This window comes from Burkholderia sp. AU16482, assembly GCF_002223285.1.
GTDB classification, from domain to species: domain Bacteria; phylum Pseudomonadota; class Gammaproteobacteria; order Burkholderiales; family Burkholderiaceae; genus Burkholderia; species Burkholderia semiarida.
Map to the genome: position 1 here is coordinate 601,521 of NZ_NKEY01000009.1, position 22,953 is coordinate 624,473.

Here is a 22,953-nt window from a genome sequence, read left to right on the forward strand (position 1 = left end):
GCCGCCGCCCTCCCTTTAGAACTTCCACAGCAGATTGCCGTACAGCGCGTGATCGCTGATGTTGCCGCCGAGCTGGCCGCTATACGACAGGCCGATCGACAGGTTCTTCGTCACGGCCGCATCGACACCGACCTCGAGCACGGCCGCATCGCGCGCGATCGGCACGCCGACCACGCTGAACGGTGCGCCGCCGCTCGCGAACGACAGCGTCGAACCCGGCTGCGTGTTGCCGAACGCATGCCGCCAGCCAATCGTGCCGAAGGTCGTGATCTTGCCCTTCGTTGTGACCGCGACGTCCGTCGACGCCCGCACGCCGAGCGTCGAGAAGCCGAGGCCCGTCGTGTCGGAATCGCCCTGCAGCGCCGCCGCGCCGCCGTTCTCCTTGAAGCCGCCGGTGTGCAGGCTCGCATACGCGAGCCCGACGAACGGTTCGAGCGCGACGTTGCGAATCGCCGTCGAGTAGCCGATCTCGGTGAACACCTGCGTCGCGCTCGCGTCGTAGCTCGCGGTATCGTGATCGGCGAAGCTGCCGAACGACGGATTGCGCGCGCTATGCACGCGGTACCACGACTGCGACACGCCGCCGCGCACGTTCCACGCGTCGTATCGGCCGCTGGCGTACAGCGCGATCGTCCCGCCGTTGACCTTCGCCGACTCGTTCTGGTCGGTATTGAGCTGGCTGCGCGACGCGCCGCCCGCGATACCGACGCGCCAGTGGCTGCTGACTTCCGCATCCGTACCGACGATGAAGCCGTACAGGTTGCGATCGATCGAAGCGACGCCGTCGCCGTCGAACCGGCTATGCGAGCCGTACAGTCGGCCCCACACCGCGGGCTTGTACGACTTGGCCGGCGTGCAGCCGTTCTCCGCGGCCATGCGCCGGTCGAGCGCCGCCGCGTGATCGTCCGCCGACACCGGCGCCTCGCATCCGCAGAGCGCCCCGCCCGGCTGCGAACCGAGCCGTGCACGATCGAGCACCGCGTCGCGCACGTAGCGGCTATCCGACAGCAGCACGCTTCGCGTACTCGGATACAGATCGCCGGCCAGTTGCGTGAACGCGCGGTTCGCGGTCGGCGCATCCGACGTCAGCACCGTATCGAACAGCGGGTTGCCGGCGCCGAGCGTGCCGACCGCGCCCGCCACCGCTTGCCCGTCGGGCGTCGTCGCGACCGACGAGAACGGCGTGCCGTTCGGCGCCAGCGACATCAACACTTGCGCCGGGTTGTACGTGAGCGTCGGCGTGAGGAACGCATACGTCGAGTTCACCGCGCTGAACTGCCCTTGCACGCCCGCGCCGGCATTCACGATGGTGTAGAGCTTGCCCGGCTGGTATTGCCCGGTTGCCGCGACGACCTGTACCGACCCACCGTTGAGCGTGGCGGAGCCGGTCACGTCGAGGCCGCCGCTCTGTTGCGGCGTGGCGCCGACCTGCAGCGTCGAGCCGGGCTGGAAGGTCGCGTTCCCCGCGACCTTCAGCGGCTGCCCGAGCTGGAGGACCGATGCGGTGCCGCCGCCCGATACGACCAGGCCGCCGATCGTGCCCGTCCCGGTGACGGTCGCGCCGTTACCGACCGTCACCGGCGAGTTGGCCAGCGAACCGGTGACGGCGAGCGTGCCGCCCGTCACGGCGGTCGGCCCCGACAGCGTGTTCGTGCCGCTCAGCACCTGCGCGCCCGTGCCGGCCAGCGTCAGCGGGCCGGTACCCGACAGCGTGCCGGCGAACGTGCTGGTGCCGGCGGTGTTGACCGTCAGCGGTGTGCTGCCGAGATTCACGTTCGAGCCGGTCGTACCCGACAACGTGCCGATCGCCTGCGGCGCGGCCGCAGCCGCCAGGTTCAGCGTCGCACCGCTGCCCGCGAGAATCACCGGGCTCGTCGGCGCGAGACTGCCTGCGCCGGCGAGCGCGAGCGCGCTGCCGCTGCCGATCGTCGTGCCGCCGGTGTACGTGTTCGCGCCGGTCAGCGTCTGCGTGCCGCCGCCCTGCACCGCGAAGCCGCCGGTGCCCGCGATCGTGCCGCCGAAGGTGCCACCCGTCGGACCCGCCACGGTCAGCGTATTGCCACCGAGATTCACGGTCGAACCTGCCGCGCCCGACAGCGCGCTCGTCGTCTGCGGCGTCGTGGCCGCGCCGACGTCGAGCGTCGCGCCGTTGCCGGCCAGCGTCAGCGCGCTGCCGGCCGACAGGCTGCCGCTGCCGCCGACCGCGAGCGTGCTGCCGTTGCCGATCGTCGTGCCGCCCGTGTACGCGTTCGCGCCGCTGAGGGTCGTCGTCGACGGGCCGCTCACCGCCAGGTTGCCGCCGCCCGAAATCGGCCCGCTCAGGCCGAGGTTGTTCGCGCCGCCCACCGTCAGCGTCGAACCCGTGCCGAGATTCACGGCATTGGCGAGCGTCGTGCCGGGCACGCTGGTCCCGAGCGTGCCGCCGTTGCCGCCCACAGTCAGCGTGCCGCTGCCGAGTGCGGTCGACGTTCCGGCCACCAGCGTGCCGCCGCCCGTGACGCTGGTGCCGCCGGTGTAGGTGTTGGCGCCGGAAAGCGTCGTCGTCGCGGGGCCGCCGAGCGCGAGCGTGCCGCTGCCGGAGATCGGGCCGCTCAGGCCGAGGCTATGGGTGCCGCCCACCGTCAGCGTCGACCCCGTCCCGAGGTTCACCGCATTGGTCAGCGTCGTGCCCGGCGTGCCGGCGGCCAGCGTGCCGCCCGCGCCGCCGGTGTTCAGCGCGCCCGTGCCGAGCGCCGTGTTGCTGCCCGCGATCAGCGTGCCGCCACCCGTCAGGTTCGTGCCGCCCGTGTAGGTGTTGGCGCCCGTGAGCGTTTCGCTGCCCGTACCCGACAACGTGAGGCTGCCGCCCGCGCCGGCGATCGTGCCGCCGTACGTGCCGCTGCCCGCCCCGCCGAGCGTCAGGTTGTTGCCGCCGAGGTTCACGGTCGAACCCGCGACGCCCGACAGCGCGGTCGTCGTTTGCGGCGTGGTCGCACCGCTGACGTCGAACGTTGCGCCCGCACCGGTCAGCGTCAGCGGGCTGCTGCCGGACAGACTGCCGCCCGCGCCGATCGCGAGCGTGCCGCTGTTGATTGTCGTCGCCCCGGTGTACGTGTTGGTGCCCGTCAGCGTTTGCGTGCCGCTGCCCGACAGCGTCAAACCGCCCGTGCCGGCCACGGTGCCGCCATACGTGCCGTTACCGGAACCGGCCAGCGTCAGCGTGTTGCTGCCCAGATTCACGGTCGAACCCGACACACCCGACAGCGCACCCGTCGTCTGCGGCGTCGTCGCGGCACTCAGGTCCAGCGTGGCCCCCGTGCCCGCGAGATCGAGCGCGCTGCCCGCCGACAGGCTGCCGCCCGCGCCGACGGCCAGCGTGCTGCCGTTGCCGATCGTCGTGTTGCCGGTGTACGTGCCGGCGCCGGTGAGCGTCGTCGTCGACGGGCCGTTCACCGCGAGATTGCCGCTGCCCGAGATCGCGCCGCCAAGGCCCAGATTGTTCGCACCGCCGACCGTCAGCGTCGAACCCGCGCCGAGATCGATCGCGTTGGTCAGCGTCGTGCCGGCCACGCTCGTGCCCAGCGAGCCGCCCGCGCCACTCGTCGTCACCGCACCGGTGCCGAGCGCCGAGCCGTTGCCGGCCAGCAGCGTGCCGCCGCCCGTCAGACTCGTGCCGCCCGTGTACGTGTTCGTGCCGGTCAGCGTTTCGGTGCCCGTGCCCGCCAGCGTGAGGCTGCCCGCGCCCGCGATCGTGCCGCCGTACGTGCCGCTGCCGGAACCGCCGAGCGTCAGCGCATTGCCGCCGAGGTTCACGGTCGAACCCGACACGCCCGACAACGCACCCGTCGCCTGCGGCGTCGTGGCCGCGCTCAGATCGAGCGTCGCGCCCGCACCGGCCAGATCGACCGCGCTGCCGCCCGACAGGCTGCCGCCCGCGCCGACCGCCAGCGTGCTGCCGTTGCCGATCGTCGTGTTGCCGGTGTACGCGTTGGCGCCGGTAAGCGTCGTCGTCGACGGACCATTCACCGCGAGGTTGCCGCTGCCGGAAATCGCGCCGCCCAGGCTCAGGTCGTTCGCACCGCCAATAGTCAGCGTCGACCCCGCGCCAAGGTTCACCGCGTTGGTCAGCGTCGTGCCGGCCACGCTGGTGCCGAGCGTGCCGCCCGCGCCGCTCGTGTTCAGCGTACCCGTGCCGAGCGCCGAGCCGTTGCCCACGATCAACGTGCCGCCACCGGTCAGGCTCGTGCCGCCCGTGTACGTGTTGGCGCCATTCAACGTTTCGGTGCCCGTGCCGGCCAGCGTCAGGCTGCCGCCTGCACCGGCGATCGTGCCGTCATACGTGCCGCTGCCCGTGCCGCCGAGCGTCAGGCTGTTGCCGCCGAGATTCACCGTCGAGCCGGCTACGCCCGACAGCGTGCCCGTCGTCTGCGGCGTCGTCGCGCCGCTCAGGTCGAAGGTTGCGCCCGCACCCGTCAGGCTCACGGGTGTCGTTCCCGACAGGCTGCCGCCCGCGCCGATCGCCAGCGTGCCGCTGTTGATCGTGGTGGCGCCCGTGTACGTATTGCTGCCCGTCAACGTCTCCGTGCCGGTGCCCGACATCGTCACGCCGCCCGTGCCGGCGATGTTGCCCGCGTACGTGCCGCTGGCCGACCCGCCGAGCGTCAGGTTGTTGTTGCCCAGGTTCACGGTCGAACCCGCCACGCCCGAGATCGCGCCCGTCGATTGCGGCGACGCGGCGCCGCTCAGGTCGAGCGTCGCGCCGGCCGTCGTCAGGCTGACCGGGCTGCTCGACGACAGGCTGCCGTTGCCGCCGATCGCGAGCGTGCCGCTGTTGATCGTCGTCGCGCCGGTGTACGTGTTGGTGCCGGTCAGCGTTTCGGTGCCGGTGCCCGACAACGTCAGCCCGCCCGTGCCGCCGATCACGCCCGCATAGGTGCCGCTGCCTGCGCCGCCGAGCGTCAGCGTGTTACCGCCCAGGTTGACGTTCGTGCCCGTGCCGCCCGACAACGCGCCGGTCGTCTGCGCCGAAGTGGCGGCGCTCAGGTCGAGCGTGGCGCCGGTGCCGGCGAGGTCGATCGCACTGCCAGCCGACAGGCTGCCGCCCGCGCCGACCGCGAGTGTGCTGCCGCCGCCGATCGTCGTGCTGCCGGTGTAGGTGTTCGCGCCCGACAGCGTTGTCGTCGACGGACCATTCACCGCGAGGTTGCCGCTGCCGCCGATCGCGCCGCCGAGGCCGAGATCGTTCGCGCCGCCGACCGTCAGCGTCGAGCCGCTGCCGAGATTCACCGCGTTGGCAAGCGTCGTCCCGGGCGTGCTCGCGGCCAGCGTACCGCCTGCGCCGCTCGTGTTGAGCGCCCCCGTGCCGAGCGCGGAACCGCTGCCCGCGATCAGCGTGCCGCCGCCGGCGAGAGTCGTGCCGCCCGTGTACGTGTTGTTGCCGGTCAGCGTTTCGGTGCCGCTGCCCGACAGCGTGAGGCTGCCGCCCGCGCCAGCGATCGTGCCGCCGTACGTGCCGTTGCCCGTGCCGCCGAGCGTCAGGTTGTTGCCGCCGAGGTTCACCGTCGAGCCGGCCACGCCCGACAGCGAGCCCGTCGTCTGCGGCATGGTCGCGCCGCTCACGTCGAACGTCGCGCCCGCACCGGCCAGGTTCACCGGGCTGCTGCCCGACAGGCTGCCGCCCGCGCCGATCGCGAGCGTGCCGCTGTTGATCGTCGTCGCGCCCGTGTACGTGTTGTTGCCGGTCAGCGTTTCGGTGCCCGTGCCCGACAGCGTCAACCCGCCCGTGCCGCCGACCGTTCCGCCGAACGTACCGTTGCCCGAACCGCCGAGCGTCAGCGTATTGCCGCCGAGATTCACCGCCGAACCCGCTGCGCCGGACAGCGTACCGGTCGTCTGCGGCGACGTGGCCGCGCTCACGTCCAGCGTCGAGCCCGCGCCGGCGAGATCGATCGCGCTGCCCGACGACAGGTTGCCGCCCGCGCCGACCGCGAGCGTGCTGCCGCCGCCGATCGTCGTGTTGCCGGTGTACGTGCCGGCGCCGGTGAGCGTCGTCGTCGACGGACCAGTCACGGCGAGATTGCCGCTGCCGCCGATCGCACCGCCGAGCCCGAGGTTGTTCGCCCCGCCGACCGTCAGCGTCGAGCCCGAACCGAGATTGATCGCATTGGTCAGCGTCGTGCCTGCGACGCTCGTGCCGAGCGTGCCGCCCGCGCCGCTCGTGTTCAGCGCGCCCGTTCCGAGCGCCGAACCGCCGCCCGCGATCAGCGTGCCGCCGCCGGTCAGGTTCGTGCCGCCCGTGTACGTGTTGTTGCCGGTCAGCGTTTCGGTGCCGCTGCCCGACAGCGTGAGGCTGCCGCCCGCGCCGGCGATCGTGCCGCCGTACGTGCCGTTGCCCGTGCCGCCGAGCGTCAGGTTGTTGCCGCCGAGGTTCACGGTCGAACCCGCCACGCCCGACAGCGTGCCCGTCGTCTGCGGCGTGGTCGCACCGCTGACGTCGAAGGTCGCACCCGCACCGGCCAGGTTCACCGGGCTGCTCGCCGACAGGCTGCCGCCCGCGCCGATCGCCAGCGTGCCGCTGTTGATCGTCGTCGCGCCGGTGTACGTGTTGGTGCCGGTCAGCGTTTCGGTGCCGGCGCCCGACATCGTCAGCCCGCCGGTGCCGCCGATCGTGCCCGCATAGGTGCCGTTGCCGGTGCCGGCCAGCGTCAGCGTGTTGCCGCCGAGGTTCACGTTCGTGCCCGTTACGCCGGACAGCATGCCGCTCGTTTGCGGCGTGGTCGCCGCGCTGATGTCGAGCGTCGCGCCCGTGCCGGCGAGATCGAGCGCGCTGCCCGACGACAGGCTGCCGCCCGCACCGACCGCCAGCGTGCTGCCGCCGCCGATCGTCGTGTTGCCGGTATAGGTGTTCACGCCCGTGAGCGTGGTCGTCGACGGGCCGCTGACCGACAGGCCGCCGCTGCCCGAGATCCCGCCGCCCAGCCCGAGATCGTTCGCACCGCCAACGGTCAGCGTCGATCCCGCGCCGAGATTCACCGCATTGCCGAGCGTCGTGCCTGCCGTGTTCGTGCCGAGCGAGCCGCCCGCGCCGGTGACGTTCAGCGCCCCCGTGCCGAGCGCGCTGCCGTTGCCGGCGATGAGCCCGCCGCCGCTCAACGTGGTGCCGCCGTCATAGGTGTTCGTGCCGGTGAGCGTCGTGGTGCCCGCGCCGGTCTGCGCGAGGCCGCCGCTGCCGGAAATCGTGCCGCTCAGCCCGAGATCGTTCGCGCCGTTCAGCCCGAGCGTCGCGCCCGCGCCGAGCGTGACCGCGTTGCCGAGCGTCGTGCCGCTCACGCTCGCGTTCAGCGTGCCGTTGCCGGTCACGTTCAATGCGCCGGAACCGAGCGCCGTATTGCTGCCGACGCTCAGCCCGCCGCTGCTCAACGTCGTCCCGCCGCCATAGGTGTTCGCGCCGCCGAGCGTGGTCGTGCCCGAGCCGGACTGCACCACGCCGCCTGCGCCGGAAATCATGCCGCTCAAGCCGAAGTCGAACGCGCCGCCGAGATTCAGCGCAGAGCCGGCGCCCAGATCGACGGCGTTCGCCAGCAGCAGGTTCGCCGTGCTCGCGTTGAGTGTGCCGCCGCTGCCGGTGACGCTGAGTGCGCCCGTGCCGAGCGCCAGGTTGTCGCCGACCGACAGGCCGCCGGCGCTCAGCGTCGTGCCGCCCGTGTAGGTGTTCGCGCCGGTGAGCGCGGTCGTTCCGCTGCCGGTTTGCGCGAGGCTGCCGCCGCCTGCGATGATGCCGCCGAGGCCCAGATCGTTCGTGCCGCCGAGCGTCAGCGCCGAGCCCATGCCGAGAGTCACTGCGTTGTTCAGCGTCATGCCGGCAACGCTCGCGGCCAGCGTGCCGCCCGCGCCGGCGACGTTCAACGCGCCGGTACCGAGCGCCGCTCCGCTGCCGGCGACCAGCGTGCCGCCGCCGGTCAGGTTCGTGCCGCCCGTATACGTGTTGGCCCCGGTCAGCGTTTCGGTGCCCGTGCCCGCCAGCGTCAGGCTGCCGCCCGCGCCCGCGAGCGTGCCGCCGAACGTGCCGCTGCCGGCGCCGCCGAGCGTCAGGCCGTTGCCGCCGAGATTCACCGTCGAACCGGCCACGCCCGACAGCGCGCCGATCGTCTGCGGCAGCGCTGCACCGCTCAGGTCGAACGTTGCACCGGCTCCGCCCAGATTCACTGCGCCGCCCGCCGCGAGGCTGCCGCCCGCGCCGATCGCCAGCGTGCCGCCGTTGATCGTCGTGCCGCCCGTGTAAGTGTTCGCGCCGGTCAGCGTCTCCGTGCCGGTGCCGGACAGCGTCAGCCCGCCCGCACCGCCGATCGTGCCGCCGAACGTGCCGTTACCGGCGCCGCCGAGCGTCAGCGTATTGCCGCCGAGATTCACCGCCGCGCCGGCCGTGCCGACCAGCCCGCCCGTCGTCTGCGGCGACGTGGCCGCGCTCAGGTCGAGCGTCGCCCCCGCGCCGGCCAGATCGAACAGGCTGGCGCCCGACAGGCTGCCGCCCGCACCGACCGCCAGCGTGCTGCCGTTGCCGATCGTCGTGTTGCCGGTGTACGTGCCGGCGCCGGTCAGCGTCGTGATCGACGGGCCGTTCACCGACAGATTGCCGCCGCCCGAGATCGCGCCGCCGAGGCCCAGATTGTTCGCACCGCCAACCGTCAGCGTCGCGCCCGCGCCCAGATTCACCGCATTGCCGAGCACGGTGCCGCCCGCGCTCGTGCCGAGCGTGCCGCCCGCGCCCGTCACGTTCAGCGCGCCGGTGCCGAGTGCGCTGCCGTTGCCCGCGATGAGCCCGCCGCCGCTCAGGGTCGTGCCGCCCGTGAAGGTGTTCGCACCAAGCAGCGTCGTCGTGCCGGTGCCGGTTTGCGCAAGACTGCCGGCGCCCGACAGCACGCCGCCGAGGCTCAGGTCGGCCGCGCCGTTCAGCCCCAGCGCCGCGCCAGCGCCGAGGTTCACCGCATTGCCCAGCACGGTGCCGGCGACGTTCGTCGCGAGCGTCCCGCCCGCGCCGCTCACGTTCAGCGCACCGGTGCCGAGCGCGCTGCCGTTGCCGGCGATCAGCCCGCCGGCGCTCAACGTCGTGCCGCCCGTGTACGTGTTCGTGCCGCCGAGCGTCGTCGTGCCGGAGCCGGTTTGCGCAAGGCTGCCGTTGCCGGCGATCGTGCCGCTCAGGCCGAGATCGTTCGCACCGTTCAGCCCCAGTGTGACGCCGGTACCGAGATTGATCGCGTTGCCGATCGTCACGCCCGGCACGCTCGCGCCGAGCGAAGCCGAACCGTCGACGTCGAGTGCGCCGAGGCCGAGCGCCGCGCCGCTGCCGACGAGCAGGCTGCCGCCCGTCAGCGCCGTGCCGCCCGCATACGTGTTGTTGCCGGTGAGCGCCTGCGAGCCGGTGCCGGAAAGCGTCAGCCCGCCCGCCCCGCCGATGTTGCCGGCGAAGACGCCGCTGCCGCTGCCGGCCAGCGTCAGGTTGTTCGCGCCGAGATCGATCGCCGAACCCGCGACGCCCGACAGCGTGCCGATCGACTGCGGCGTGGTCGCGCCGGCGATGCTGAACTGCGCGCTCGCGCCCGTCAGGTTCACGGGGCTCGACGCGGCGAGACTGCCGCCCGCGCCGATCGCCAGCGTGCCGCCGCCGATCGTGGTGCCGCCAGTGAACGTCTCGGCCGCGGTGAGCGTCGTCGTGCCCGGGCCGTTCACGGACAGGCCGCCGGTACCGGAAATGATCCCGCTCAGCCCGAGATCGTTCGCACCGCCAACCGTCAGCGCCGCACCCGCGCCGAGCTGGATCGCGTTGCCGAGCACCGTGCCGCCGACGGTCGTACCGAGCGAGCCGCCCGCGCCCGTCACGTTCAGCGCGCCCGTGCCGAGTGCGCTGCCGTTGCCGGCAAGGATGCCGCCGCCGCTCAGCGTCGTGCCGCCCGTGAACGTGTTCGCGCCGAGCAGCGTCGTGATGCCCGAGCCGATGTGTGCGAGACCGCCGTTACCGGCGATCGTGCCGCTCAGGCCGAGATCGTTCGCGCCGGTCAACGCGAGCGTCGCGCCCGTGCCGAGGTTGACCGCGTTGCCCAATGTGGTGCCGCTCACGCTCGCGCCCAACGCGCCGCCCGTGCCCGTGACGTTCAGCGCGCCGGCGCCCAGCGCCGTATTGCTGCCGGCGAGCAGCGTGCCGGCGCTCAGGGTCGTGCCGCCGCCGAAGGTGTTCGCGCCCGACAGCGTCGTCGTGCCCGTGCCGCTCAGCACGAGGCCGCCGGTGCCGCCGATCGCGCCGCTCAGGCCGAGGTCGTTCGCACCGTTCAGCGTCAACGATGCGCCGTTCAGGTTGATGCCGTTCGCAAGCGCCGCGCCGGCCGCCAGATCCGCGCTCAGCGAACCGCCGAGGCCGCTCACGTTCAACGCGCCGCCTACGCCGAGCGCCGTGCCGCCGTCGACGATCAGGCTGCCGCCGCCCGTCAGGCTCGCGCCGCCCGTGAACGTGTTCGCGCCGGACAGCGTCGTCGCGCCGGTACCGCCGAGCGCCAGGCCACCCGCGCCCGAGATCGCGCCGCTCAGGCCGAGATCGGCTGCGCCGTTCAGGCCGAGCGTCGCGCCCGCGCCGAGGTTGACTGCATTGCCCAGCACGGTGCCGCCGACGTTCGTCGCGAGCGTGCCGCCCGTGCCGACCACGTTCAGTGCGCCCGTGCCCAATGCCGCGCCGTTGCCGGCGATCAATCCGCCGCCGCTCAGCGCTGTGCCGCCGGAAAACGTGTTCGCGCCGAGCAGCGTCGTGGTACCGGCGCCGGTTTGCGCCAGGCTGCCGTTCCCGCCGATCGCGCCGCCCAGGCTCAGATCGGCTGCGCCGTTCAGGCCGAGCGTCGCGCCCGCGCCGAGGTTGACTGCATTGCCGAGCAGCGTGCCGCCGACGCTCGTCGCGAGCGTGCCGCCCGCGCCGGACACGTTCAATGCCCCCGTGCCGAGCGCCGCGCCATTGCCAGCGATCAACCCGCCGCCGCTCAGCGCCGTGCCGCCCGTAAACGTGTTCACGCCGAGCAGCGTCGTCACGCCCGTGCCGCTTTGCGCGAGGCCGCCGTTCCCGCCGATCGCACCGCCCAGGCTCAGATCGGCCGCGCCGTTCAGGCCGAGCGTGGCGCCTGCATCGAGATTGACTGCATTGCCGAGCAGCGTGCCGCCGACATTCGTCGCCAGCGCGCCGCCCGCCCCCGTCACATGAAGCGCGCCGCTGCCGAGCGCCGCGCCATTGCCGGCGATCAGTCCGCCACCGCTCAGCGCCGTGCCGCCCGAAAACGTGTTCACGCCGAGCAGCGTCGTCGTCCCCGTGCCGCTTTGCGCGAGACTGCCGTTGCCGGCGATCGTGCCGCCGAGGCCGAGGCTGGCCGAACCGGTCAGGCCCAGGGTCACGCCGGTATCGATATTCACCGCATTGCCGAGCAACGTGCCGCCGACGCTGGTGCCGAGCGTGCCGCCCGCGCCGCTCACGTTCAGCGCGCCCGTGCCGAGCGCCGTGCCGGTGCCGACGACGAGCCCGCCGCCGCCCGTCAGATTCGTTCCTCCCGTGAACGAATTGGCGCCGTTCAGCGCGAGCGTGCCGGTGCCGCTCGCGTTCAGCGCGCCGCCGCCGGCGATCGTACCCGACAGCGCGAGCCCGGTCGCGCCGTCCACCGTCAAGCCCGCGCCGAGCGTCACGTCGTTGAGGAGGTTGAGGCCGGCCGCGCCGGCCTCCAGCGTGCCGCCGCCGGCGACGATCGTCCCCACGCCCAGCCCCGCGCTGTTGTTGATGATCGCGGTGCCGCCGGCCAGCGACGCGTCGGCCGCACTCGACGCGCCGGTGATGTTCCACGTGCCGCCCTGAACCGCGAGATGCGTGAAATTGCCGTACGTATCGACCGCGATGGCGCCGCTCGCGGGGCTCCCGGTCGCGGTGTTCAGTTGCAGGTTCAGCGTATTGTTGCCGCCCAGCCCGGCATCGACGCCCAGCCCGACCGACGATCCGGTCAGCGCATTGAACGTGTTCGACGTGCCGGCGGACGCGCCGAGCGACACGTTGCCCGTCACGGTGCCGGCGTTGGTGAACGTGTTGCCGGCGCCCGGCGTCCCGCTGGGCGCGAGCACCACCGAACCGTTGATCGTGCCGCCGCTCGCGTTGGTGAAGTTGGCCTGCGCTCCGCCCGACGTGGTGACGACCTGCGCGGTGGGCCCCGCGCTGAAGCCCAGCAGGCCGGTCGTGCCGATCGTGCCGGCATTCGTGATGTTCGTCGTACCGCCGATGCCGTTGTACACCGTCAACGCCGGGCCATTGAGCAGCGAGCTCGTCGAGCCCATCATCACGCCCGAGCTGGCGTTCGTGACGTTGACCGTGCTCGCCGACGCGATATTGCCGACCACCGTGCCGTTCGACACGAGGCTCAAGCCGGACAATGCGGGGTCGATTCTGCCGTTGTTGGTCAGCGTGACGCCGCTGCCCGTCAGCGACAGCGCGGTGCCGCCGATCAACGGCACCACGGAGACGGTCGCGCCGGGCTCGACGGTCAGGTTGAGATTGTTCGCGCCGTTCGAATAGGACGTGCTGGCTCCGCTGCAACTGACGGTCGTGGTTCCGGTGCAGGCCGCCAGCGCGTCGACGGGGACGATCCCGGCGCCGACCAGCGCGACCAGCACGCCGGTCGGAACGAGGAGTTTCGGACGTGCTTCCGCGCGCTTTTTGTTCGATCCCATGCGCATACGCATAATCACACCTTCCCATAAGAGAATCGACGACAGCGGGTATTCCGTCCACGCATTCGAAATGCCGGAGGCAAATACCGGAATACGCCATTCGATGTTTTTTGGAAAAACGCCGCCCCGCCATCAGTCCGATGCGGATGGCCGAATTAAAAACAATCAGGAATTAATCAACCAGTATTATTTAATCGGCATCTTTTACTTTTGACCCCTGCCCGGTAATTTTTTCAGTTATTGGAGACTCCTGCTTCACGGAGGTAAAGCACACGCTGACTCGTGAATCCGCACGCATGGCATCTGTACCTGTACAGATCAAACGACGAACGCGCTGTGCTCCATTTCCATCAACCCCTTCTGTCGTCGTAAACGAACACTGAATAACCGGACGCCGAATCAACCCTATTGCGAATGATTCGCGTACAGGTTTTCTGGCGCCCAATATTCGGTCCATAAGCCTCCCGGTGTGATCTCGAGACAAATATAGACACGACCCGCAAACGTTTTCCACGCGATAAACATATTTTTGTCAAAACTCAACAATCTTTCTCGAATATTCGTCGATTCGTATGATGGATGTTAATTTCACGCTTTAACCGAAGCAGGGAAATTATTAAGAAAGGAAAAAACCAGTTTCAGGGACGCTGATTTATTCGCCAATCTGCTTTAATGAATTCACATCCGCCGCGCAGCGGTTTGGTTTCTCGAACGATAACGAGGTGTCCAAGGGAGAACTTCACGATGGTGACGTTGAACATCAACGACCGGCCGGCCGAGATCGATGCCGATCCGTCGACACCGGTGCTCTGGGTGCTGCGCGACAATCTCGGGCTGACCGGCACCAAGTTCGGATGCGGCACCGGCGACTGCGGCGCCTGCACCGTTCACGTCGACGGCCGCCCCGCTCGAAGCTGCACGCTGGCGCTGTCGGCGGTGGGCAGCGCGCGCATCACGACATCCGAACATCTCGCCGACGATGCGGTCGGCAAGGCGGTCCTCGACGCGTGGATCCGGCACGACGTCGCGCAATGCGGCTACTGCCAGAGCGGCCAGATGATGAGTGCGGCCGGCCTGCTGCGGAGCAACAAGGCGCCGACCGATGCCGACATCGACCGCGCGATGGCCGGCAACCTGTGCCGTTGCGCGACCTACCAGCGCATCCGCGCCGCGATTCACGATGCGGCCGGCGCGCTTGCCTGAGCCTGCCGGGAGACATTGACCATGCGTACTCGCACTGCCGGGCGCCCGGCGAGCACCGACACCCCCCACTCCGACGCTTCGCCGGCCGCCGGAACAGGTTCTCCGAAACTCGGCCGGCGCGGCTTCCTGAAGCTCACGATGGCGGCAAGCGGCTGCCTGGCGCTGGGCATCGCGCCGACCCGGGCCACGGCCGAAGCGGGCAAAGCCCCGCAGTTTTCACCACCTCAAGCATTCCTGATCATCGCGCCGGAAAACACCGTGACCGTTGCCGTCAACCGCACCGAGTCCGGCCAGGGCGTCAGCACCGCGCTGCCGATGGCGCTGGCCGACGAACTCGATGTCGACTGGCGCAACGTGCGCACCGTGCTCGCGCCCGCTGGCGAGCCGTACAAGGACCCTGTAACGGGCATCCAGATGACGGCCGGCTCGACGTCGGTCAATCACTCGTTCACGCAATATCGCGAACTCGGCGCATCCGCCCGCGCGATGCTCGTCGCCGCAGCCGCGCAACGCTGGAACGTCGATCCGGCCACGTGCCGGACCGCGAATGGCGTCGTCACGTCCGGCAGCTACCGCGCGACCTATGGCGAGCTCGCGCCCGCCGCGATGGCGATGCCGGTACCGCGGCGGGTGCCGTTGAAGTCGCCGGACCAGTTCCGCCTCATCGGCAAGCCGACACCGCGCATCGACGCACGCCCGATGCTCGACGGCACGCTCAAGTACGGGATGGACTGGCGCCTGCCGGACATGAAGGTGGCCCTGGTCGCGCGCCCGCCGCGCTTCGGCGGGCAGGTCGCGAGCTACGACGCGGCGGCGGCCCGAGCCGTCAAGGGCGTGGTCGAGGTCGTCGAGATCCCGACCGATCGCGGCGGCACCGGCGTGGCCGTCATCGCGAACGGCTACTGGCCAGCCAAGCTCGGCCGCGATGCGCTGAAGATCACGTGGAAGGACGCCGGCTCGACCGTCACGTCCGCCGAACAGATGCAGGCGTACAAACAGCTCGCCGGCACGCCGGGAACCCTGGTGCGCACGGCCGACGCCGGCGGCGCGCCGCCGGCGGCCACGCGAATCGTGAAGGATTACGAATTTCCGTATCTCGCCCACGCGGCGATGGAGCCGCTCAGCTGCACGGTCGACGTCGGGCCGGCGAACTGCGCGTGCGGGATCAAGATCTGGGGCGGCTCGTCGCTGCAAACGGCCGATCGCGCCGCGGTCGCGAAAGCGCTCGGCGTCGCGCCGGAGAAAGTCCAGATCTTCACGATGACGTCGGGCGGCGACTACGGCCGGCGCTCGACCCCCACGTCGGACTACGTGGTCGAAGCCGCCCGCGTGTCCGCCGCGTATCTCGCGGCCGGCCATCTCGGCCCGGTCAAGACGATCTGGACGCGCGAGGACGATTTGCGCGGCGGCTACTACCGCCCGATGGTGCTGCATCGCGTCGACATCGGCGTGGACGGCAGCGGCGCCGTGCGCGACTGGCAGCACGTCGTCGTCGGCCAGTCGGTGCTGAAGGGCTCGCCGCTCGAGCGCACGACGATGCTCGAGCATGGCACCGATCCCGGCCTGACCGAAGGCGTCGCGAACAACCCGTACGGCTTCCCGATGCAGGTATCGGTCCATCAGACCGACGCCGACGTGCCGGTCCAATCATGGCGTTCGGGCGGCCATACGCATACGGCGTTCGTGATGGAAACGCTGGTCGACGAACTCGCGCACGCGGCGCGGCAGGACCCGGTCGCCTACCGGATGGCGCGGCTGGCCGGCCCCGAGCACGCGCCCCATCGCCAGGCGCTCGCGCTGGCCGTCGACAAGTCCGGCTACGGCACGCGCACGCTGCCGGCCGGGCACGCGTGGGGCGTCGCGATGCACGAAACGGCCGGTTCGGTCGTCGCATACGTCACGGACGTGTCGATCGAAGCGCAGCAGCCGCGCGTGCATCGCGTGACGGCCGGCGTGTATGCGGGCCGCATCGTCAACCCGACCGGCGCGCAAGCGCAGATTCAGGGCGGCGCGCTGTTCGGCCTCTCCACGACGAAGCCGGGCTTTGCGATCGACGTCGACCATGGCGCCGTCCGCAACGCCGGTTTCGCCGACTATCCGCCTGTGCGCATGCAGGAAGCGCCGCCGGTCGATGTCTTCTTCGTGCCGTCGGACGCTCGGCCGACCGGGTTGAGCGACGCCGGCGTGCCGCCGATCGCGCCGGCGGTGGCCAACGGTGCGTTCGTGCTGACGGGCGAGCGGCTGCATGCGTTACCGTTCGCGCCGATGCGGGTCGCATCGGCCACCCCCGCGATGCCGGCGGCCCCTGCGGCCGCCGTCGACGAGGACCCATACGGCGACCTGCCGGCCGGCGGCTGCCGGATGCCGCGCAAGGCCAAGCCGGTCGCGTCGAAGCCGAGGATCGATCAAAGCCACGCAGGCGTCGGCCAGGCGAGCACGGTGCCGAAATTCCTGCGGCCGAAACGGCGCGCGGGCATCCCGTGCATCGACGAACTGAAGAAAGGAACGGTGACCTAGGCGGCACGGCACGCGCCTCCGGACCATCGGCCGCACCGACCCGCGCGGCGGCGGGGCATCGTTCCCGCCGTTGCGTTCAACTCCGCCCGCGCCGCATCCTGAGCGTCGCCGACGGCGATTCGCCGAACGCCCGCTTGTACTCGATCGCGAACCGCCCGAGGTGCGCGAAGCCCCATTTCAGCGCGACGTCGGTGACCGACGCGAGCCCCGACGTGTCGCCGGCCAGCAGTTCCTCGCGCACATGTTGCAGCCGCAACTGTCGCACGAAGCCCATCGGCGTGATCCCGTGGCGATGGCGAAAGCCGGCGAACAGCGTGCTCGGGCTGACGCCCGCGAGTTCGGCGAGCCGTTCGATCGTCAGCGGCTCGTCGAGATGCGCGCGAATGTATTCTTCCACGCGCCGCACGTAGAACGGCGCAAGCGCCGTCGGCACGTGTCGCGTGCCGTTGCGCGCGCTGTTCGGGTGGCCGTGCAGCAGCAGGTTGAGCAGCGTCGATTCGAGCTGCTCGAACGCGAGCGGATGACGCAGCGGATGCGCGTCCGTCGCGATCGCGCCGGCGAGCACCGGCAGCAATTGCGCGAGACAGGTACCCTGCGGCGACGCCAGATCGAATTCCGGTTCGAATTCGACGCTCGCGCGCCGGTCGTCGCCGAAATGCCGCTGCGCGTGGCGCTCCATCACTTCGCGCTCGATGCGCAGGATGACCTGCGGGCACGCATCGCCCCAGCGCATCTTCAGCGGCAGCGTCGGAGAAAGCAGCGACGCGGTGCCCGGCGACGACACGAAGCGCGTCGCGCCGCATTCGATCTCGGCGTGGCCGCGCAGCGGAATCTGCAGCAGGAAGAAATGTTCGAGCGGCCCCGGCTCGATGCTGACGCCGCCGCCGTAATCGAGCAGGTTCAACGACAGGTTGCCCCAGCGCGCATGATGCATGCAGCTGTGCAGCGCGCGCGATTCGCCGGTCGGCGTGAGCCGGTGCGGCTTGAACACGTCGGCGACGCGCGCGCGCACCTCGTCGACGTCGTTCGACTCCAGCAGCAGCGTGTCGTGATTGAAACAGGCGGCGTCGGCCAGCCAGCCGGTTTCGGAAAATTGCGCCATCGAAGTTCTCCCGTCGTGCTCGATCGCACTCGCGCCGTGCACGCATTCCCGATCTCGGGGAATCCGTCGCACGATCCGGACAGCGCTCGCAGTATCCGGACAGTCCGTCCCGCGAAACACGCAAGTTCAGCCCAAGCCACGCAAGAAGCGGACCGTTCGCGCATCGTAGAAAACTGTGCGGGCTGTCCGCATCCGCACATACCCGCGGTCCGCCGAGGCCCGCCGGCCCGCCGCGGCCGCTGTCGCAGGTTTCCGGAATTCGCGGATAACGGCCGAAGAAAGCGGATAGAAGCGCGCATTTCGTCCGCCAATACTGGGCCCATCACCGAAACCCACAGCATGGAGGGACACATGAACGGACGTCACATCGAGGTTCCATCGCCGGGCGGCGGCGCGTTCCGCGCGTACCTGAGCACGCCGGCCGGCGGAACCGGGCCGGGCATCGTGCTCTGTCACGAAATTTTCGGCGCGAACGCGACGATGCGCGACGTGGCCGACTACTACGCCGAGGAAGGCTATACCGTGCTCGTGCCGGACCTGTTCTGGCGCCAGTCGCCGGGGATCGAGCTCGGTTACGCGGCGGCCGATTTCGAGCGCGCGATGGCCCTTTATCGCGAATTCGACGAAAACAAGGGCGTGGACGACATCGGCGCCGCGCTGGACACGCTCCGCCAGCGGCCGGAATGCACGGGCGAGGCCGGCGTGCTCGGCTACTGCCTCGGCGGCAAGCTCGCCTATCTCGCCGCGTGCCGGCTGCCGGGCGTGGCCGCGGCGGTCAGTTACTACGGCGTGGGCATCGAGCATGCGCTGGACGAAGCGGCGCACCTGCGCGGGCGGCTCGTGCTGCAGATCGCCGCGCAGGACCGCTTCTGCCCGCCCGACGCGCAGCAGCGCATCGCGGATGCGCTGTCGGACCGCGACGGCGTCGAAGTGTACGTCTACCCCGGCGTCGATCACGCGTTCGCCCGCGCCGGCGGCGATCATTTCGACAAGGCCGCCGCGGTCATGGCTCACCAGCGCGCGATCGCCGCGTTCCGCGCCGCGCTCGGCCCGCACTACGACCTGTCCGCGCTGTGGGAAACGCACCTGAAGCACGAGTTCGACACGCGCAACGTCGACGCGACGATGGCCACGATGGTCGCCCAGCCGTACGTCAACCATATTCCGACGCTGACGGGCGGCGTCGGCCACGACGAGCTCAAGCGCTTCTACACGCATCACTTCGTGCATGCGAACCCGCCCGACACGACGATCACGCCGATCTCGCGCACGATCGGCGCGAGCCAGATCGTCGACGAGCTGCTGTTCCGCTTCACGCACACCACCGAGATCGACTGGATGCTGCCGGGCGTCGCGCCGACCGGCAAGCGCGTCGAGATTCCGCTCGTCGCGATCGTCAAGTTTCGCGGCGACAAGCTCTATCACGAGCACATCTACTGGGATCAGGCGAGCGTGCTCGTGCAGATCGGCCTGCTCGACCCGTCCGGCCTGCCGGTCGCGGGCGTCGACACGGCCCGCAAGCTGCTCGACGAAACCGTGCCGTCGAACGGCCTGATGCGCCGCTGGCACGACAGCGCGCCGTCGACGGAGGCGCGCTGACGCAGCCCCACCCTCACCCCACGATTCCCGGAGACACCCCATGAATGCCCTTGCTGGCAAAGTCGCGCTCGTCACCGGCGGCGCCACGCTGATCGGCGCCGCGGTCGCGCAGGACCTGAGCCGCGCCGGTGCGAGCGTCGCGATCCTCGATCTCGATGCGGACAACGGCGCACGCGTTGCCGCATCGCTCGGCGAACGGGCGCTGTTCCTCGCGCTCGACATCACCGACGACCGCGCGATCGAGCGCGCGATCGCGACGATCGTCGAACGGTTCGGCGCGATCGACGTGCTCGTCAACCTCGCGTGCAGCTACGTCGACAACGGCATCCACGCGACCCGCAACGACTGGCTCGCGGCGATGGACGTCAACGTCGTGTCGGCGGCGATGCTCGCGAAGGCCGTGCATCCGCACATGGCCCGGCGCGGCGGCGGCGCGATCGTCAACTTCAGCTCGATCTCCGCGCAGTGCGCGCAGACCGGCCGCTGGCTGTATCCGACCTCCAAGGCCGCGATCCGACAGCTCACGCGCAGCATGGCGATGGATCTCGCGCCCGATCGCATTCGCGTCAACTCGGTGTCGCCGGGCTGGACCTGGTCGCGCGTGATGGACGAGCTGACGCACGGCGACCGCGCGAAGACCGATCGCGTCGCCGCGCCGTTCCACCTGCTCGGCCGCGTCGGCGATCCGTCGGAAGTCGCGCAGGTCGTCACGTTCCTGTGCAGCGACGCCGCGAGCTTCGTGACGGGCGCCGACTACGCGGTGGACGGCGGCTATGCCGCGATGGGCCCCGAACAGGCGGTACCGGCGATTCCGCGGCTCGCGGAATGACCGCTTCGCGCCGCCCCTTCACGCAATCATTCCGGCCGCCACACGGCCAACCAAGGACACTCCCATGAGACGCATCGCTATCGTCGGCGCCGGCCAGTCCGGCCTGCAACTTGCCTTCGCCCTGCTCGACCAGGGTTACCACGTCACGCTCGCGACCAACCGCGACGCGGAGCAGATCCGCTCGGGCAAGGTCATGTCGAGCCAGTGCATGTTCCACACGTCGCTGCAGATCGAGCGCGATCTCGGCCTGAATACGTGGGAGGAAGCGTGCCCGTCCGTCGAAGGCATCGGCATCGCGGTGCCGCACCCGGACGGCAACGGCCGCAAGGTGATCGACTGGTCGTCGCGGCTGACCCGCTACGCGCAGTCGGTCGACCAGCGCGTGAAGATGGCCGACTGGCTCGACGGCGTCCGCCGCCGCGGCGCGGACGTGCGGATCGGCGACATCGGCGTGCCCGAACTCGAGGAACTCGCGCGCAGCCACGACCTCGTGCTGCTCGCGGCGGGCAAGGGCGACATCGTCAACCTGCTCGGCCGCGACGATGCGCGCAGCCCGTTCGACCGCCCCCAGCGCGCGCTGGCGCTCACCTACGTGAAAGGGATGACGCCGAGCGAGCCGTATTCGCGCGTGCGCTTCAACCTGCTGCCGGGCATCGGCGAGTACTTCGTGTTTCCCGCGCTGACCACCACCGGCCCGTGCGAAATCATGGTGTTCGAAGGCATCCCGGGCGGCCCGCTCGACTGCTGGGCCGACGTGAAGACGCCCGAGCAGCATCTGGACCGGAGCCTGTCGTTCCTGCAGCAGTACGTACCGTGGGAATTCGAGCGCTGCCGCGACGTCGAGCTTACCGATCCGAACGGCACGCTGGCCGGGCGCTTCGCGCCGACGGTACGCATGCCGTTCTTCCGGCTGCCGTCGGGCCGCACCGTGTTCGGGATGGCCGACGCGGTGGTGGTCAACGATCCGATCACCGGCCAGGGCTCGAACAACGCCGCGAAATGCGCGAACGCGTATTTCGCGGCGATCGTCGCGCGCGATGCCGCGCCGTTCGGCGAAGACTGGATGCAGCAGACGTTCGAAAGCTACTGGGCCTATGCGCAGCATGTCGTGCGCTGGACCAACTCGCTGCTCACCCCGCCGCCGCCGCACATCCTCGAACTGCTCGGCGCGGCCGGCCAGTCGCCGTCGCTTGCCAAGGTGATCGTCGACGGCTTCGACGATCCGCGCCGGTTCTCGCCGTGGTGGTTCGAGCCGTCGGCGTGCGCGGCGCTGATCCGGCAACACAGCGTGCGAGCGGAGTAACCGTCATGGAAACGACCGTTACCGACCGTCCGGCCCTCGACCCGATGCAGTTGCGCGCCGCGTTCGGACAGTTCCCGACCGGCGTCACCGTGATCACCACGTGCGCGGCCGACGGGCGCAAGGTGGGGCTCACCGCGAATTCGTTCTCGTCGCTGTCGCTCGATCCGCCGCTCGTGCTGTGGAGCCTGCGCAAGGTCGCGCCGAGCCGCCCGGATTTCGTCGCGGCGACCCATTTCGCGATCAACATCCTCGCGCACGACCAGATCGACCTGTCGCGCCGCTTCGCGACGCCCAGCGCCGACAAGTTCGACGGCGTGCCGCACGCGGAGTCGGAAAGCGGCGGCGTGCCCTGCCTCGACGGCGCGAGCGCGCGCTTCGTGTGCCGCAACGTCGGCCACTACGAAGGCGGCGATCATTTGCTCTTCATCGGCGAGATCGAGCAATTCGACGCGTTCGGCAAGGCGCCGCTCGTGTTCCATGCCGGCCAGTATCGCGCGATCGCCGATCACCCCGATCTTTCGCGCGCGTTTTGATTAGTACATACAAATAATATCCAGGAGGTGGTGAACATGAAATTCGGCTCTCGCCTGCTCGTCGCCGCGGGCTTCGCGCTCGTCGGTCTCGCCGGCCACGCGCCGGCCCTTGCGGCCGACCTGCCGGCCGTCAACCTCGGCATGACGAGTTTCCTCGACGGCATGCCGCCGGCCGGCGCCGGCTGGTACGGCACGCAATACCTGCAGTACTACACGGCCGGCCGCGTCAACGACAATGCGGGCAACAAGGTCGGGTTGCCGAAGCAGGACATCGACCTGTTCGCGGGCTTGAGCCAGCTCGTCTATCAGTCGCCGCTGACGTTCGCCGGCATGCATCCGGGCCTCGACGTGATCCTGCCGTGGATCGCGTCCGCGCGGACCGACGACGGCATCGGCAACGTCGCGCTGAATGCGCGCGCCGGCTTCGGCGATCTGCTGATCGGCCCGTTCGTCCAGTTCGACCCGGTGATGGGCGCGCAGGGCCCGCGCTTCGCGCAGCGCGTCGAATTCCAGTTCATCGTGCCGACCGGCGCGTACGATCCGTCGCGCGCGATCAATCCGGGCAGCCATTTCTGGTCGTTCGATCCGTACTGGGCGGCGACGCTGTGGCTCACGCCGAAATGGACCGTATCGTGGCGGCTGCACTATCTGTGGAACGCGACCAACCATCGGCCGGCCACGGCACTCGGGCCCGACGTGACGTCGACGCAGGCCGGCCAGGCGATCCACGTGAACTTCGCGACCGAGTACGAAGTGCGGCCCGGCCTGCGGCTGGGCCTCAACGGCTACTGGTTGCGCCAGACCACCGACATGAAGGCCAACGGGCACGAGGTGCCGGGCACGCGGGAAGCGGTATTCGCGATCGGGCCGGGGGCGATGGTCAGCTTCTCGCCGCACGATCACCTGCTGTTCAACGCGTACTTCGAGACGTATGCGCGCAACCGGCCCCAGGGGACGCGGATGGTACTGCGCTACGTGCATCATTTTCAGTGACGCACCGCGCGCCGGCCGCCCCGATCCGGCGCACGCCGTGTCAAACGGTTAGCAGTAGGGGGCAGCCGTGAAGGCGGTGGACTACGGCTTGTTCCGTGATCGACCATGGGTCCAGGATGCATTGTCGCCGCTATGGTCGATCTGTCTCGCGGCGCCG

At 70.3% G+C, this 22,953-nt stretch carries 9 protein-coding genes; 7 read left to right on the plus strand and 2 right to left on the minus strand.

The window, feature by feature from the left end; genetic code table 11:
* Window positions 1-15 precede the first annotated feature (15 nt).
* Window positions 16-12,729 carry an autotransporter-associated beta strand repeat-containing protein gene (locus tag CFB35_RS33175; protein ID WP_089466197.1) on the minus strand — a complete coding sequence of 4,238 codons (12,714 nt, stop codon included), beginning with the start codon at window positions 12,727-12,729 and terminating at the stop codon, window positions 16-18.
* A 732-nt stretch (window positions 12,730-13,461) separates the two neighbouring features.
* Between CFB35_RS33175 and CFB35_RS33180 the strand changes: the two genes are divergently transcribed.
* Both CFB35_RS33180 and CFB35_RS33185 read left to right on the plus strand, forming a co-directional pair.
* Window positions 13,462-13,920 carry a (2Fe-2S)-binding protein gene (locus tag CFB35_RS33180; protein ID WP_059577675.1) on the plus strand — a complete coding sequence of 153 codons (459 nt, stop codon included), beginning with the start codon at window positions 13,462-13,464 and terminating at the stop codon, window positions 13,918-13,920.
* A 21-nt stretch (window positions 13,921-13,941) separates the two neighbouring features.
* The gene (locus tag CFB35_RS33185) at window positions 13,942-16,437 is read left to right on the plus strand and encodes a xanthine dehydrogenase family protein molybdopterin-binding subunit (protein ID WP_059577672.1); all 2,496 of its coding nucleotides are present in this window, start codon (window positions 13,942-13,944) and stop codon (window positions 16,435-16,437) included.
* A 76-nt stretch (window positions 16,438-16,513) separates the two neighbouring features.
* Here CFB35_RS33185 and CFB35_RS33190 read toward each other — a convergent pair whose 3' ends face one another.
* Entirely contained in the window at window positions 16,514-17,539 is a 1,026-nt protein-coding gene (locus tag CFB35_RS33190; RefSeq protein WP_059577669.1) for an AraC family transcriptional regulator, read from the minus strand.
* A gap of 351 nt (window positions 17,540-17,890) precedes the next feature.
* Here CFB35_RS33190 and CFB35_RS33195 point away from each other — a divergent pair, with 351 nt between their 5' ends.
* From CFB35_RS33195 to CFB35_RS33215, 5 genes are all read left to right on the plus strand, one after another.
* A complete protein-coding gene (locus CFB35_RS33195; RefSeq protein WP_059577667.1) occupies window positions 17,891-19,138 on the plus strand; it encodes a dienelactone hydrolase family protein in 1,248 nt (415 codons plus the stop codon).
* A gap of 40 nt (window positions 19,139-19,178) precedes the next feature.
* Window positions 19,179-19,967, plus strand: a complete 789-nt coding sequence (locus tag CFB35_RS33200) for an SDR family oxidoreductase (protein ID WP_059577664.1) — start codon at window positions 19,179-19,181, stop codon at window positions 19,965-19,967.
* A 64-nt stretch (window positions 19,968-20,031) separates the two neighbouring features.
* On the plus strand, window positions 20,032-21,270 hold the full coding sequence (locus CFB35_RS33205) for a styrene monooxygenase/indole monooxygenase family protein (RefSeq protein WP_059577663.1): 1,239 nt from the start codon (window positions 20,032-20,034) through the stop codon (window positions 21,268-21,270).
* Between the two features lie 5 nt (window positions 21,271-21,275).
* Entirely contained in the window at window positions 21,276-21,803 is a 528-nt protein-coding gene (locus CFB35_RS33210) for a flavin reductase family protein (protein WP_059577660.1), read from the plus strand.
* 36 nt (window positions 21,804-21,839) lie between these two features.
* Window positions 21,840-22,796: a transporter gene (locus CFB35_RS33215; protein ID WP_059578017.1), complete on the plus strand. Its 957-nt coding sequence runs from the start codon at window positions 21,840-21,842 to the stop codon at window positions 22,794-22,796.
* The last annotated feature ends 157 nt before the right edge of the window (window positions 22,797-22,953 follow it).

Bases quoted from the DNA above. Each gene is read 5' to 3' on its own strand.
- CFB35_RS33200 (WP_059577664.1), top strand. From the start codon at position 19,179: ATGAATGCCCTTGCTGGCAAAGTCGCGCTCGTCACCGGCGGCGCCACG.
- CFB35_RS33215 (WP_059578017.1), top strand. From the start codon at position 21,840: ATGAAATTCGGCTCTCGCCTGCTCGTCGCCGCGGGCTTCGCGCTCGTC.
- CFB35_RS33180 (WP_059577675.1), top strand. From the start codon at position 13,462: ATGGTGACGTTGAACATCAACGACCGGCCGGCCGAGATCGATGCCGAT.
- CFB35_RS33175 (WP_089466197.1), bottom strand. From the start codon at position 12,729: ATGCGTATGCGCATGGGATCGAACAAAAAGCGCGCGGAAGCACGTCCG.
- CFB35_RS33210 (WP_059577660.1), top strand. From the start codon at position 21,276: ATGGAAACGACCGTTACCGACCGTCCGGCCCTCGACCCGATGCAGTTG.
- CFB35_RS33185 (WP_059577672.1), top strand. From the start codon at position 13,942: ATGCGTACTCGCACTGCCGGGCGCCCGGCGAGCACCGACACCCCCCAC.
- CFB35_RS33205 (WP_059577663.1), top strand. From the start codon at position 20,032: ATGAGACGCATCGCTATCGTCGGCGCCGGCCAGTCCGGCCTGCAACTT.
- CFB35_RS33190 (WP_059577669.1), bottom strand. From the start codon at position 17,539: ATGGCGCAATTTTCCGAAACCGGCTGGCTGGCCGACGCCGCCTGTTTC.
- CFB35_RS33195 (WP_059577667.1), top strand. From the start codon at position 17,891: ATGAACGGACGTCACATCGAGGTTCCATCGCCGGGCGGCGGCGCGTTC.